The organism is Micromonospora sp. NPDC048830, assembly GCF_043198215.1.
Lineage (GTDB): Bacteria > Actinomycetota > Actinomycetes > Mycobacteriales > Micromonosporaceae > Micromonospora.
In genome coordinates, this window is record NZ_JBICUP010000014.1 from 75,289 (window position 1) to 87,978 (window position 12,690).

The following is a 12,690-nucleotide window of genomic DNA, read 5'->3' on the forward strand; positions in this document are numbered from 1 at the left end:
CCAGGCCCGCGGCGCCGTAGCGCGACGAGCCGGTAGCCAGGTGGTGCCGCAGCCGGCGGAGTCCCGGGCGGTCAGGGGCCGAACGGGTCCGGGCGGCGTTCGAGAAGGCTGTGCAGGGTCTGCTGGATGGTCTCCCGCACCTGGTCGGCGAGGTTGAACACGACCAGCGGATCGTCGGCCGAGTCCGTCAGGTGCGCGGTCGGGATCGGCGGGCAGAACTCGATCAGCCACTTGCTCGGCAGCGGCACCAGGCCCAGCGGCCCCAGCCACGGAAACGTCGGCGTCACGGGGAAATACGGAAGCTTGAGCAGCCGGGCCAGCGGCTTGATGTCGGCGAGCATCGGATAGATCTCCTCGCCGCCGACGATGGCGACCGGCACGATCGGGGTGCCGGTGCGCAGCGCGGCCGAGACGAAGCCACCCCGGCCGAAGCGTTGCAGCTTGTAGCGGTCGGCGTAGAGCTTGCCGACGCCCTTGAACCCCTCGGGGAAGACGCCGACCAACTCGCCGGAGCGCAGCAGCCGCTCCGCGTCCGGGTTGCAGGCGACCGTGGCCCCCGTCTTGCGGGCGATCTCGGACATCACCGGCATCCGGAACACCAGGTCGGCGCCGAGGAGCCGCAGGTAGCGGTGGGCCGGGTGCTGGTCGTGCAGCGCGGCGGAGAGGATCAGGGCGTCCAGCGCCACCGCGCCCGAGTGGTTGCCGACCACCAGCCCGGACCCGTCCGCCGGAACGTGCTCCAGGCCGGTGACCTCCGTGCGGAACCAGTCCCGGTAGAGCAGCCGCAGCAGCGGGTGGAACACGCTGTCGGTCAACTCCGGGTCGAAGCCGAACTCGTCCACCTCGTAGTCGCCGCTCAGCCGGCGGCGCAGGAACGCCAGCCCGGACGCCACCCGGCGGTCCCACACGTCGCCGGGCCCGTCCGGCACCGCCGGATCACGCGGGCCGGGCTCCGCAGGCCGCTCCGGCGCGGGCGTCGACGTCAGCGGGTCGCCCCCGTCCCGCGCGGCCGGCCGGTCGGCGGCGGCCTGCGGGGCGGGGTGGTCGGCGGCGGCCTGCGGGGCGGGGCGGTGGCCGTTGCGCCGCGCCGGCTCCGCGTCCGGCCCGGCCACGGTCAGCGGTACGTCGTACCGGCTGCCCGCCCCGGCGCGCCCGCGCTCCTCCTCCGGCGAGCTCACGACTGCTCCCGTACGGCCGCGCGCACCTGGCGGATGCCGTCGAGGACGGCCCGCTCGGCGGCGGCCAACTGACTCCGGGTCAGCACGGCACGGCCGGAGTGGGCCCGGATGAACTCGTCGAAGGCGGCGACGGTGGAGCGGGGCGTGAAGCCGAACTCCCGTTCCAGCGCGCCGATGTCGACCACCCGCCCGTGCACGAACAGGTCGACCTGGTCCAGGCCGTAGCGGCCGAAGCCGAGGCTGCGGGCCAGCGCGGCGGCCCCGGACAGGCCCGGTTCGAGCACCGGTACGCCCACCCGGCCGGCCCGCCGGATCGCCTGGGACAGGGCGAGCACCCCCGGGCCGGCGACGTTGTACGTCCCCGGGTGCTCCTCGGCGACCGACCGGTGCAGCACCTCCAGCGCGTCGTCGAAGTGGACGAACTGCAACCGGGGATCGCGCCCGAAGACCGTGGGCACGACGGGCTGGGAGAAGTAGCGGGTCAGCGTGGTGTCCGCGGTCGAGCCGATGAACGGAACGAAGCGCAGCACCGTGGCGGTGACGTCGGGGCGACGGCGGCGGAAGCCGCGGACGTACCCCTCGATGTCGAGGATGTCGCGGCCGAAGCCGCCGCGCGGCACCTCGCGCGGCTCGGTCTCCTCGGTGAAGACCGCCGGGTCGCGGAACGACGCGCCGTACGCGGCGGTCGACGAGCGGACGACGAGCTTGCGCAGCCGGGGCGCCCGCTGGCAGGCGGCGAGCAGCTGCATGGTGCCGATGACGTTCTGTTCCTTCATCGCCGCCCGCCCACCCTGCTGCGGGTCGGGGGCGGTGACCAGGGCGAGGTGGACCACGGCGTCGACGTCGAGGTCGGCCAGGAGGCCGCCGAGCGAGCCCAGGTCGAGCCGGATCCGTTCCACCCGGTCGAGCAGGCCGGCCAGCTCGGGGTTGGGGGCCGCCGGGTCGACGCCGATCACCCGCTCGATCCGCGGGTCGGCGGCGAGCCGGGCGGCGACGTGCGCACCGAGGTAGCGACCTACGCCGGTGACGACGACCACCCCCGGGGCACCGGGGGTGCCACCGGGGGTCATGTCGCGCACCTACTGCGGCAGGCGGGACCGAGCCGGGACGACCACGGCCTGATCACCTGAGCCTCCGAGGGTCGACAATGGCAAGCGACTCAGGTGCCGGGCGGGCCCGGCCCCGGTCACTTGCCGAGACGGCGACGCTGGACGCGGGTCTTGCGCAGCAGCTTGCGGTGCTTCTTCTTAGCCATGCGCTTGCGGCGCTTCTTGACCACCGAGCCCATACGACAGCCTTTCGATGCAAACGTGCGGGGCGGACCGGGTGACACCACGCCGTGGCGTCGACGACCGCTTGCGGACAACGGACCGGACCAGCTGGCGGGCGGCGGGCGCACCGGTGTGCGGTCACGGTCGGAGTATCAGGGTAGCGGGAGAGCTTCGGCGGGACCAACGCGCCCCCGTCGATGCCCGTTACGTCGCGCTCTGCCGGCTCGCCGGGCCCGGGTCAGGCGGTCTCCTGAAAGGCACCCCGGAGATACTCGTGCACCGCGTGCTCGGGCACCCGGAACGAGCGGCCGACCCGCACGGCGGTCAGCTCGCCGCTGTGCACGAGACGGTAGACCGTCATCTTCGACACCCGCATGACCGCCGCCACCTCGGCGACGGTCAGGAACTTGACCTCCGACAGCCGACCGTCGGACTGCGACCCGGCCATGGCTCACCGACCCCATCCCATGCCCGGCGCGTGCCCCGCGGACGGGATGCTCCCGCCCCGACCGGCTACGCGCGTGTTACCAGTACGGTAGCGGGACGGTTGTTACCGGCGCGATCCCTTCGTACAACTGATCATGCCCCGACGGGTAGTTTCCGTGCCCGTGACCTGGAAATATGCGCCGTCTTGCGCCGAGTATCCCAATTACGGCCCGTGGCTGTCCCCGCTCACTCGGCGCGCAGCGCCACCACCGGGTCCAGCCGGCCGGCCCGCTGGGCGGGCACCACCCCGAACACGATGCCGACCGCCGCCGAGACGCCGAACGCCAGCGCGAGGGACCACCACGTGACCGCCGCCGGGACCGGGGACAGGGCCGCCACCAGCAGCGCCGCGCCGACGCCCAGGGCCATGCCGGTCACCCCACCGACCGTGGTCAGCAGCACCGCCTCCAGCAGGAACTGCACGCCGATGTCCCGGGGGCGGGCGCCGACCGCCTTGCGCAGCCCGATCTCCCGGGTCCGTTCCCGGACCGAGACCAGCATGATGTTGGAGACGCCGACCCCGCCGACCAGCAGCGAGATCCCGGCGATGGCGGCCAGCACGCCGGTGAGCACCCCGAGGATGTCGCCGAGCACGCCGAGGATCTGCTGCTGGGTGACGGCGCTGAACTCGGCGTCCGGGTGGCGCCGGGTCAGCTCGGCGACGATCCGGTCGCCCAGTTCGCCGATCCGCTCCCGGTCCGGGGCCTTGACGGCGATGCCGTCGATCCGCTGCGTGCCGTAGAGCCGGTGCGCCGCCGTGACCGGGATGTGCACCTCGTCGTCCCGGTCGACGCCGAGGCTCTGGCCCAGTGGGGCGAAGACGCCGATCACCCGGAACCGCACCCCGGCGATGGTGACCTGCTGGCCGATCGGGTCCCGGTCGGGGAACAGGGCGTCCGCCACGGCGGCGCCGAGCACGGCGACCCGGCGGCTGGTGTCCACGTCGGAGGCGGTGAGGTAGGCGCCCCGGCCCACCGAGCGGGTGAACACCCTCGGGGTGCTCTCCAGCACCCCCTGGACGGTGGTGAAGTCGGCCCGGTTGCCGGCCCGGACGGTCTCGCCCGAGGTGACCGTGACCGCCACCCGGCCCGGGTCGCCGACCACGCGACCCACCGCGTCCACGTCGGCCAGCGACAGCCGGGACACCGCCGGGGCGGCCCCGAACTCCAGCCGCCCGGGGACCACCACCAGCAGGTTGGAGCCGAGGCCCTCGACCTGCTGTTCGACCTCCCGCTTCGCGCCGGTGCCGACGGCGACCAGCACGACCACCGAGGCCACCCCGATGATCACCCCGAGCATGGTGAGGGCGCTGCGCATCCGGTTGGCGCGCAGCGCGTCCCACGCCACCCGCCACGCCTCGGCCACCCTCACGGCCGGCCCCCGGCCTGCTCGTCGTCCCGGCCCGTGCTGCCCTCGTCGCCCGGCCCTACGGCCCGGATGTTGCCCGTCGAGGTGCCCGACCTGGGCTCCGCCAGGCGCGGAAGGCGCCCGGTGGCTCCGGCGGCGCCACCGGAGCCACCGGGCGGGTGCCCCGGGTCGCTTCCGGACGCGGACCGGGGCTCCGCGCTGGGAGCGGGCACCAGTGTGTCAGGTCCCCCGGACGCGCCCGACGGCGGTCGATCATGGGTCGTGCCCGCCGTCGTGTTCGACGCGGGTGACGCCGTCTCGTCCGAGACCACGGCCCCGTCGCGTACGGCGATCCGGCGCCGGGCTCGGGCGGCCACCTCCTGGTCGTGGGTCACCATCACCAGCGCCACCCCGGCCTCGGCGTTCAACTCCTCCAGCAGGGCCAGCACCGCCTCCCCGGTGGCGCTGTCCAGGTTGCCGGTGGGCTCGTCGGCCAGCAGCACCGCCGGGTCGGTGACCAGTGCGCGGGCGATCGCCACCCGCTGCTGCTCGCCACCGGAGAGCTGGTTGGGCCGGTGTTCCAGCCGGTGCCCCAGGCCCACCCGGCCCAGCACGGCCGCCGCCCGCTGCCGCCGCTGCCGGGCGCCGACGCCCCGGTAGACCAGCGGCAGCGCCACGTTGTCCACCGCCGAGGTGCGCGGCAACAGGTGGAACGCCTGGAAGACGAACCCGATGGTCCGGTTGCGCAGCGCCGCCAACTCGGGGGCGGTGAGCGAGCCGACGTCCCGGCCGCCGATCACCAGCCGGCCGCCGGTCGGCCGGTCCAGCCCGCCGAGCAGGTGCATCAGCGTCGACTTGCCGGAGCCGGACGGCCCGACCACGGCCACGTACTCGCCCGGCGCGATGGTGAGCGACACCCCGCGCAGCGCCGGCACGGACACGCCGTCCAGCTCGTACGTGCGCGAGACATCGATCGCCTCGATCGCCGGGCGGCCCGACCCGGCCTCGTCGGACTCGCCGGCCATCGCGCCCCTCAGGGAGGCCGTCAGCCGGTCCCTCCTCCGGCTCACCGGACCTCCTGGCCGGCGCGGACCTGGTCGGTGCCGCGCACCACCACCCGCTCGCCGGCCGCCACCCCGCCCAGGATCTGCACCAGGTCCTGCCCCTGGACGCCCACGGTCACCGCCGCCCGCTCGGCGCGGCCGTCCCGGACCACCCAGACGGCGTCCCGACCGTCGGCGGAGAACACCGCCGAGGCGGGGACGGTGACGGCGTCGGCCGCCTCCCGGACCCGCAGGTGGACGATGGCGTTCATGCCCGGCCGGGGCGTCGGGGCGGCCTCGGCTCCGCCCTCGGCCGCAGCCCCGTTCTCGGCCCCGGCCCCGCTTTCGGCCCCGACCCCGCCGAGCCGGCCGGGGCCGAGGGCCAGCCGCACCCGGTACGAGACGCCGCCGCGCGCCGAGGTGGTCGGCAGCACGTCCACCGAACGGACGGTCGCCTCGTACGTCGCGCCGGTCACCGCGTCCAGCTCGACCGTGGCGGCGAGGCCGGAACGGACCAGCAGGACGTCGGTCTCGTCGACCTCGGCGAGCAGGCCCAGCGCGCCGGTGTCCACGATGGTGAGGATCGGCGTACCGGCGGTCACCCGGCCGCCGACGGACACCGCGTCGTCCACGCCCGGCGGCGGGCCGCCCTGGGCGGGGGCGAGCGCGGACGGGTCGATCCCGGCCGCCGCGCCGCCGGACTGGCCGAGCAGCCCCGCCAGGGCCTCGGGCGGGACGCCGGAGGCCGCCCGGGTGCCGCCGGGCTGCACCACCCCGGCGATCGGGGCGCGCAGCGTCAGCGCGTCGACGGCCGCCTTCGCCAGGTCGTACGCCTGCTGGGCCTGGACCCGCTGCGCGGCGGACAGCGCGCCGACGGCGGAGCTCAGCCCGCCGATCCCCCGCTGCACCGCCCGGACGGCCTCGTCGGCGGCCCGCGCGGCGGCGGCATACTGCTTGCGGGCGGAGCGCACCTGGGCCAGCAGCGCCTCGCGCAGCCTCGGGTCGCTGACCTTCTCGGCGGCGGCCTGCGCCGCGTCGAACGCCTCGGTGGCGGCCCGGTCGGTGCCCCGCCGGCTGCCGCCCAGGTCGCCGACGGAGATCCCGCGCCCGGCCCGCTTCGCAGCGGCCAGCGCCTCCCGCGCCTGGCGCAGCCGCTCCCGCGCGGACGGCGAGTCGACCACCGCGAGCACCTGGCCGCGCTTGACCCGCTGGCCGGGCTGGGCGCGCAGGTTGGCCAGGGTGCCGTCGGCGGGGGCAGTGAGCGTGGCGGCGGCCCGGGCGGTGACCGTCGCCGGGGCGTCGACCACCTCGGTGACCGTGGACCGCTGCGCGGCGGCCGAGGCGACGGGGGATTTCTCGTCGCCGCAGGCGGCGGCGGTGGTGCCGGTGAGGACGGTGACGGCGATCAGGGCGGTGAGCAGGCGGGGCCGCGTGGCTGCGCGCAGCCGCGGCTGGTCGGTGCGACGCACCGCACCGATGCTATGGCACCAGGGCCTACTTCCTCGACATCAGCGCCCGGCCGAAGAAGGCCAGGTTGGCGGGGCGCTCGGCGAGCCGGCGCATCAGGTAGCCGTACCAGTCGGTGCCGTACGGCAGGTAGACCCGCACGGCGTAGCCCTCGCCGACCAGCCGGGCCTGCTCCTCCGGCCGGATGCCGTACAGCATCTGGAACTCGAAGCGGTCCGGCGCCCGGTCGAACCAGCGGGCCCGGTCCTCGCCGATGGCGATCAGGCGCGGGTCGTGGGTGGCCAGCATCGGGTACCCGTCGCCGGACATCAGGATGTTCATGCACCGGACGTACGACTTGTCCACCTCGCGGGCGGACTGGTACGCCACGGACTCCGGCTCCTTGTACGCGCCCTTGCACAGCCGCACCCGGGAACCGGCCGTGGCCAGCTCGCGGCAGTCCGACTCGGTCCGCCGCAGGTACGCCTGGAGCACCGCCCCGGTCGCCGGGTAGTCCTGGCGCAGCTTGGCCAGGATGTCCAGGGTCGAGTCGGTGGTGGTGTGGTCCTCCATGTCCAGGGTGACCGTGGTGCCCGCCGCGTCCGCCGCCGCGCAGATCGCGCGCGCGTTGACGTACGCGAGCTGCTCGTCGAACAGCTGGCCGAGCGCGGAGAGCTTCACGCTGACCTCGGCGGCCGGGGCGAGCCCGGCGGCGGAGAGCAGCCGCAGCGCCTTCAGGTACTCGTCCCGGGCGGCGGTGGCCTGCTCGGGGGTGCCGGTGTCCTCGCCGAGGTTGTCGAGGCTGACGGCGAGACCGTCGGCGACGAGTTCGCGGGTCGCGCGCAACGCGTCGTCGGTGCCCGCGCCGGCGACGAACCGGCGGACGACGTCCCGGGTGAAGGGCGCCGTCGCGATGAGCCGCTCGACCTGGGACGACCGGGAGGCGGCGAGGATGACGGAACGGAGCATGAGCCGAGCGTAACGCCCGGGCGCGCCCCCGCGCCGGGGGGCGGCGGCGCTCACCGGCCCGGGGCGGCGGGCGTGGCGCCCGTCCGCTACAACGATGTCGTGGAACGACACCCCCGACGCCGGCTCCGCTCGGCCACCGTGCAGCTCGGCGCGCTGACCGCGCTGGCGCTCGCCCTCTCCGGCTGCAACATGACATCCGACGACGACGATGACGACGACTGCGCGCTCGGCCCGGTCGGCGGCGGCGGGACGGTCGCGCTGGCCATGCGGGTGCCCGCCGTCGGCGACGCCCCGCGCACCGAACCGCGGCCGGCCGCCAGGGTCGTGCCCGAGCGCGGCGGCTTCGGCACCCACCTCGCCTCCTGCGGGGGCTGACGTGCGGCGCGAGGCGGTCACCCCGCGCCCCGGCTGGGACGCCGCCGTCCGCTCCCAGGGCCTGGTGTACATCGACACCGAGCTGCCCGACGGCGAGGTCATGTCGTACTGGGACGAGACGGCGGCGTACGCCTTCGAGCTGGACGAGGTGCTCCGGCTGGAGGAGGCGACGGAGGAGCTGCACCGGATGTCGCTCGCCGCCGCCGCGCACGTCGTCGCCCGCAACCGGTACGCCGAGTTCGGCATCCCCGCCTGGGCGGCCGAGGCGGTGGCCCGGTCGCTGCGCGAGGAGCCGCCGACCCTCTACGGCCGCTTCGACCTCTGGTACGACGGCAGCTGGCCGCCCAAGCTGCTGGAGTACAACGCCGACACCCCCACCTCGCTGGTCGAGGCGAGCATCGTCCAGTGGTACTGGCTGGAGGAGACCCGCCCCGAGGCGGACCAGTGGAACAGCCTGCACGAGCGCCTCGTCGCCGCCTGGGCGAGGATCGGCCGGGAGCTGCACGAGAAGCAGGTGCACGTGGTCTGGTCGAACGAGGAGGAGTCGGGCGAGGACCAGATCACCGCCGGCTACCTGGCCGAGACGGCCCGGCAGGCCGGGCTCCCGGCCGAGCTGCTGCCGATCCAGCACATCGGCTGGGACGGCCGGCGCTTCGTCGACGCCGCGGACCGGCCCGTCACCACCTGCTTCAAGCTCTATCCCTGGGAGTGGATGCTGGCGGAGCCGTACGGGCCGCTGGCGCTGGACCCGGGCACCCCGACCACCTGGATCGAGCCGGCCTGGAAGCTGCTGCTGTCGAACAAGGCGCTGCTGGCCGTGCTCTGGGAGCTGTACCCGGGGCACGAGTACCTGCTGCCGGCGTACCTGGACTCGCCGCGCGGGATGACCGAGTACGTGGCCAAGCCGCTGCTGGGCCGGGAGGGCGCCTCGGTGCGGATCGTCACCGGCGGCGGGGAGATCGCCAATCCGGGCATCTACGGCGAGGAGGGCTTCTGCTACCAGGAGTTCCGGGCCCTGCCGGAGTTCGCCGGCAACCGGGCGGTGCTGGGCAGCTGGATCGTCGACGGCGAGTCCGCCGGCGCGGGGGTGCGGGAGAGCCGGAACCTCATCACCGACGGCTACTCGCGGTTCCTGCCGCACTACATCGACGCGCCGCGAATCCCCTGAGTCGTCTACCGTTGAGGGCGTGAACTTCGACGCGTACGCCCGGACCGGCGTCGACCTGGTCAACGCCCGGCTGGACGGCCTCGACGACCTGCGTGCCCTCATCCCCGACGACAACGCGTGGATGCGCGACGAGGTGGCGGAGCGGGACCTGGCGATCTTCCGGCGCGCGCAGAAGCGCCTGCGCGACGTCTTCGAGTACGGCACCTCGGGGCGGGACGCCCAGGCGGTGGCCGAGCTGAACGCGCTGCTGGAGGCGTACCCGGTGCAACCGCGCATCTCGGGGCACGACTCCAGCGACTGGCACATGCACGTGACCAGTCGGGGCGCGTCGGTGAGCGCGGAGTACCTGGCGGGCGCGGTGTGGGGCCTGTCGGTGTGGCTCTGCGAGTACGGCAGCGCCCGGTTCGGGGTCTGCGCCGACGAGCGCTGCGGCAACGTCTACCTGGACACCTCGTCCAACTGCTGCCGGCGGTTCTGCTCGGAGCGCTGCGCCACCCGCTCGCACGTGGCCGCGCATCGCGCGCGCAAGCGCGCGGCCGTGGGCGAGCAGGCCGCCGCCCCGGCCGAGTCGCTGACGTCGGTCAGCTGACCGGCCCGACTCGCTGACGTCGGTCAGCTGACCCCGTCCACCCGGTCGGCGCGCTGGGCGCGTACCGGCGCTCAGGCGTCGACCGGGGAGGGTGCGGTGAGGTTGGCGCGGGCGAACTCCAGGGCCTCGCGCAGGTCGGCCTCGCGCACGGCGCGGCTCCGCGCGCCCCGCGTGGTCACCTCGACCGCGACCGAGCCGGCGAAGCCGCGCCCGGCCAGCGAGCGCAGCAACTCGGCGCAGGGCTGGGTGCCGCGCCCGGGCACCAGGTGCTCGTCGCGCCCCTCGCCCGTGCCGTCGCCCAGGTGCACGTGGGCCAGGCGGTCGCCCATCCGGTCGGCCATCTCCATCGAGTCGGTGTGCGACGCCGCGCAGTGCGACAGGTCGAGCGTGTACGCCGGGTAGCCGGTCTCGGTCGGGTCCCAGCCCGGGACGTACGGGACGAACTGGCGGCCGGCCATCCGCACCGGGTACATGTTCTCCACCGCGAAGCGCAGCCCGGGGAACTGCCCCGCGATCCGGTCCAGCCCCTCGGAGAAGTTGCGGGCGTAGTCGCGCTGCCAGGTGAACGGCGGGTGCACCACGACGGTGGGCGCCTCGAGGGTCTCCGCCAGCTCGGCCGCCTTCCGCAGCCGCTCCCACGGGTCGGGGCTCCACACCCGCTGGGTGACCAGCAGGCACGGCGCGTGGACGGAGAGCACCGGCACGTCGTAGTGCCCGGCCAGCCCGCGCAGCGCGCCGGCGTCCTGGCTGACGGCGTCCGTCCAGACCATCACCTCCACGCCGTCGTAGCCGACCGCCGCGGCCATCTGGAACGCCGCCGCGGTCCGCTCAGGAAAGACCGAGGACGTGGACAGGAGCACCGGGACGCGGGAAGTCACACCTGCCAGGGTAGCCCGCCCGCGGTGCGGCATCGTGACGAGCAGTCGCAAAACCCCCGTAACGCCTCGGAATCACATCGATTCGAGCTGATCCAGCCGGCGCAGGATGACCCCCTCGCGCAGCGCCCAGGGGCAGATGTCCAGCGACGTCAGGTCGAGTCGGCGCATGACCGCCTCGGCGACCAGCGCGCCGGCCAGCAGCTGGTGGGCACGCCCGGCGCTCACCCCCTCCAGCTCCGGCAGCTGCCGCGGCGGGATGTGCCGGACGAAACCGAGCACCTGTCGCAGGCCGTCGCGGGTGAGGCTGCGCCGGGCCCACAGCCCCGCCCGGGACGGGGCCGCCCCGGCCAGCCGGGCCAGCGTGCGGAACGTCTTCGAGGTGGCGACCGGGCGTTCCCAGCCCACGTCGGCCATCTTCCCGACCACCGGGTCGAGCAGCTCGTCGACGTACGCCCGCAGCTCCTCCACGGCCTCGGCCGACGGCGGCACGGCGCCGGCCGGGTCGACCCGGAGCCGCTCCCGGCTCAGCCGCCCGGCGCCGAGCGGCAGCGACACGGCGACGTCCGGCTCCTCGTCGATGCCCGCCGCGATCTCCAGCGACCCGCCGCCGATGTCCAGCGCCAGCAGCCGCCCCGCCGACCAGCCGAACCACCGCCGCACGGCGAGGAACGTCATCCGCGCCTCGTCCGCGCCGGAGAGCACCTCCAGCCGTACGCCGGTCTCCTCGCGCACCCGGGCCAGCACCTCACCGGCGTTGGTGGCGTCCCGCACGGCGGAGGTGGCGAACGCCAGCAGGTCGTCCACGGCCAGGCCGGTGGCCGCCTCCCGGGCCTCGCCGACCGCCCCGACCAGGCTCTCCGCGCCCGCCTCGGTGAGCGCGCCGTCCGGGCCGATCTGCTCGGCCAGCCGGAGCACGACCTTCTCCGAGTGCGCCGGCCACGGGTGCGCCCCGTGGTGCGCGTCGACCACCAGCAGGTGCACCGTGTTCGAACCGACGTCGAGAACCCCCAGCCGCATGGTGACGACACTAGGGCCTCGCCGAATGGGCGGCTCGCCGGTGGGAGCCCGGCACCGGGCGTACGCTGGGCCGGGTGACGGGCCAGATTGAGCTGCGGGTGCTGGTGGACGACCCCGACGATCCGCGCAGCCGCGAGGTGGAGCTGGACTTCCCCCGGGAGTGGATCGAGTTCGTCGACCCGGCCGACGAGAAGCATGTCGTCCGGGCGGACCTGACCTGGCTGCTGTCCCGGTGGACGTGCCTGTTCGGCAGGGGGTGCCACGGCATCGTCGCCGGCCGGGCGGCCGACGGCTGCTGCTCGCACGGGGCGTTCTTCACCGACTCCGACGACGAGAAGCGGGTCCGGGCCGCGGTGAAGCGGCTGACCCCCGAGACCTGGCAGCACTACCGGCGCGGGTTCAAGAACTGGACCGAGAACGACACCGTCGACGGCAAGACCCCGGCCCGGCGCACCGCCACCCGGGACGTCGACGCCCCGTGCGTCTTCCTCAACGAGGCCGGCTTCCCGGGCGGGGCCGGCTGCGCCCTGCACGCCCAGGCGCTGCGCGACGGGGCGCACCCGCTGGAGTACAAGCCGGACGTGTGCTGGCAGCTGCCGATCCGGCGCGACCAGGACTGGCAGAAGCGGCCGGACAACACGAAGGTGCTGGTGTCCACGCTGTCGGAGTTCGACCGGCGGGGCTGGGGCGCCGGCGGGCACGACCTGGACTGGTGGTGCACCTCGTCGACGGACGCGCACGTCGGCGCCGAGCCGATGTACGTCTCGTACGGCCCGGAGCTGACGGCGCTGATCGGCGCCCCCGCGTACGAGAGGCTGGCCGCCCTGTGCGCGGCGCGGCTGCGCCAGGGCCAGATCGCCCCCCACCCGGCCACCGAGGGCTGAGCCCCCCCCCCGGTCTAGGGCAGGACCCACGCCCGCCCG

13 protein-coding genes and 1 pseudogene are annotated in these 12,690 nt (G+C 75.0%); 4 read left to right on the plus strand and 10 right to left on the minus strand.

Features of this window, described 5'->3' with window-relative positions; translation table 11 throughout:
* Positions 1 to 71 precede the first annotated feature (71 nt).
* The 8 genes and pseudogenes from ACGFIZ_RS14740 to ACGFIZ_RS14775 all read right to left on the minus strand — a co-directional run bounded on the left by ACGFIZ_RS14740 (position 72) and on the right by ACGFIZ_RS14775 (position 7,740).
* The gene (locus ACGFIZ_RS14740) at positions 72 to 929 is read right to left on the minus strand and encodes a lysophospholipid acyltransferase family protein (RefSeq protein WP_393419536.1); all 858 of its coding nucleotides are present in this window, start codon (positions 927 to 929) and stop codon (positions 72 to 74) included.
* A gap of 245 nt (positions 930 to 1,174) precedes the next feature.
* Positions 1,175 to 2,248: an NAD-dependent epimerase/dehydratase family protein gene (locus ACGFIZ_RS14745; protein WP_347667565.1), complete on the minus strand. Its 1,074-nt coding sequence runs from the start codon at positions 2,246 to 2,248 to the stop codon at positions 1,175 to 1,177.
* Between the two features lie 116 nt (positions 2,249 to 2,364).
* Positions 2,365 to 2,466 carry a 30S ribosomal protein bS22 gene (locus ACGFIZ_RS14750; RefSeq protein WP_007465623.1) on the minus strand — a complete coding sequence of 34 codons (102 nt, stop codon included), beginning with the start codon at positions 2,464 to 2,466 and terminating at the stop codon, positions 2,365 to 2,367.
* A 221-nt stretch (positions 2,467 to 2,687) separates the two neighbouring features.
* Entirely contained in the window at positions 2,688 to 2,897 is a 210-nt protein-coding gene (locus tag ACGFIZ_RS14755; RefSeq protein ID WP_145773774.1) for a helix-turn-helix domain-containing protein, read from the minus strand.
* A gap of 224 nt (positions 2,898 to 3,121) precedes the next feature.
* Positions 3,122 to 4,306, minus strand: a complete 1,185-nt coding sequence (locus ACGFIZ_RS14760) for an ABC transporter permease (protein WP_347667563.1) — start codon at positions 4,304 to 4,306, stop codon at positions 3,122 to 3,124.
* 95 nt (positions 4,307 to 4,401) lie between these two features.
* Positions 4,402 to 5,307 (minus strand): annotated as a pseudogene (locus ACGFIZ_RS14765) (ABC transporter ATP-binding protein); the annotation flags it as partial.
* Positions 5,308 to 5,348: 41 nt separating this feature from the next.
* A complete protein-coding gene (locus ACGFIZ_RS14770; RefSeq protein ID WP_393419539.1) occupies positions 5,349 to 6,803 on the minus strand; it encodes an efflux RND transporter periplasmic adaptor subunit in 1,455 nt (484 codons plus the stop codon).
* Positions 6,804 to 6,819: 16 nt separating this feature from the next.
* A complete protein-coding gene (locus ACGFIZ_RS14775) occupies positions 6,820 to 7,740 on the minus strand; it encodes a proline dehydrogenase family protein (protein WP_393419400.1) in 921 nt (306 codons plus the stop codon).
* Positions 7,741 to 7,839: 99 nt separating this feature from the next.
* Here ACGFIZ_RS14775 and ACGFIZ_RS14780 point away from each other — a divergent pair, with 99 nt between their 5' ends.
* Genes ACGFIZ_RS14780 through ACGFIZ_RS14790 form a run of 3 tightly spaced genes read left to right on the plus strand, consistent with a single transcriptional unit; the run spans position 7,840 to position 9,872 of the window.
* Positions 7,840 to 8,115 carry a hypothetical protein gene (locus ACGFIZ_RS14780; RefSeq protein WP_393419402.1) on the plus strand — a complete coding sequence of 92 codons (276 nt, stop codon included), beginning with the start codon at positions 7,840 to 7,842 and terminating at the stop codon, positions 8,113 to 8,115.
* A 1-nt stretch (position 8,116) separates the two neighbouring features.
* Positions 8,117 to 9,283, plus strand: coding sequence for a glutathionylspermidine synthase family protein (locus ACGFIZ_RS14785; RefSeq protein ID WP_393419404.1), 1,167 nt, complete (start codon positions 8,117 to 8,119; stop codon positions 9,281 to 9,283).
* A 19-nt stretch (positions 9,284 to 9,302) separates the two neighbouring features.
* Positions 9,303 to 9,872, plus strand: coding sequence for a CGNR zinc finger domain-containing protein (locus ACGFIZ_RS14790; protein WP_393419406.1), 570 nt, complete (start codon positions 9,303 to 9,305; stop codon positions 9,870 to 9,872).
* 71 nt (positions 9,873 to 9,943) lie between these two features.
* Here ACGFIZ_RS14790 and ACGFIZ_RS14795 read toward each other — a convergent pair whose 3' ends face one another.
* Both ACGFIZ_RS14795 and ACGFIZ_RS14800 read right to left on the minus strand, forming a co-directional pair.
* Positions 9,944 to 10,750, minus strand: coding sequence for a sugar phosphate isomerase/epimerase family protein (locus ACGFIZ_RS14795; protein ID WP_393419408.1), 807 nt, complete (start codon positions 10,748 to 10,750; stop codon positions 9,944 to 9,946).
* A 72-nt stretch (positions 10,751 to 10,822) separates the two neighbouring features.
* The gene (locus ACGFIZ_RS14800; RefSeq protein ID WP_393419410.1) at positions 10,823 to 11,767 is read right to left on the minus strand and encodes a Ppx/GppA phosphatase family protein; all 945 of its coding nucleotides are present in this window, start codon (positions 11,765 to 11,767) and stop codon (positions 10,823 to 10,825) included.
* Positions 11,768 to 11,841: 74 nt separating this feature from the next.
* Here ACGFIZ_RS14800 and ACGFIZ_RS14805 point away from each other — a divergent pair, with 74 nt between their 5' ends.
* Positions 11,842 to 12,651: a hypothetical protein gene (locus ACGFIZ_RS14805; protein WP_393419412.1), complete on the plus strand. Its 810-nt coding sequence runs from the start codon at positions 11,842 to 11,844 to the stop codon at positions 12,649 to 12,651.
* The last annotated feature ends 39 nt before the right edge of the window (positions 12,652 to 12,690 follow it).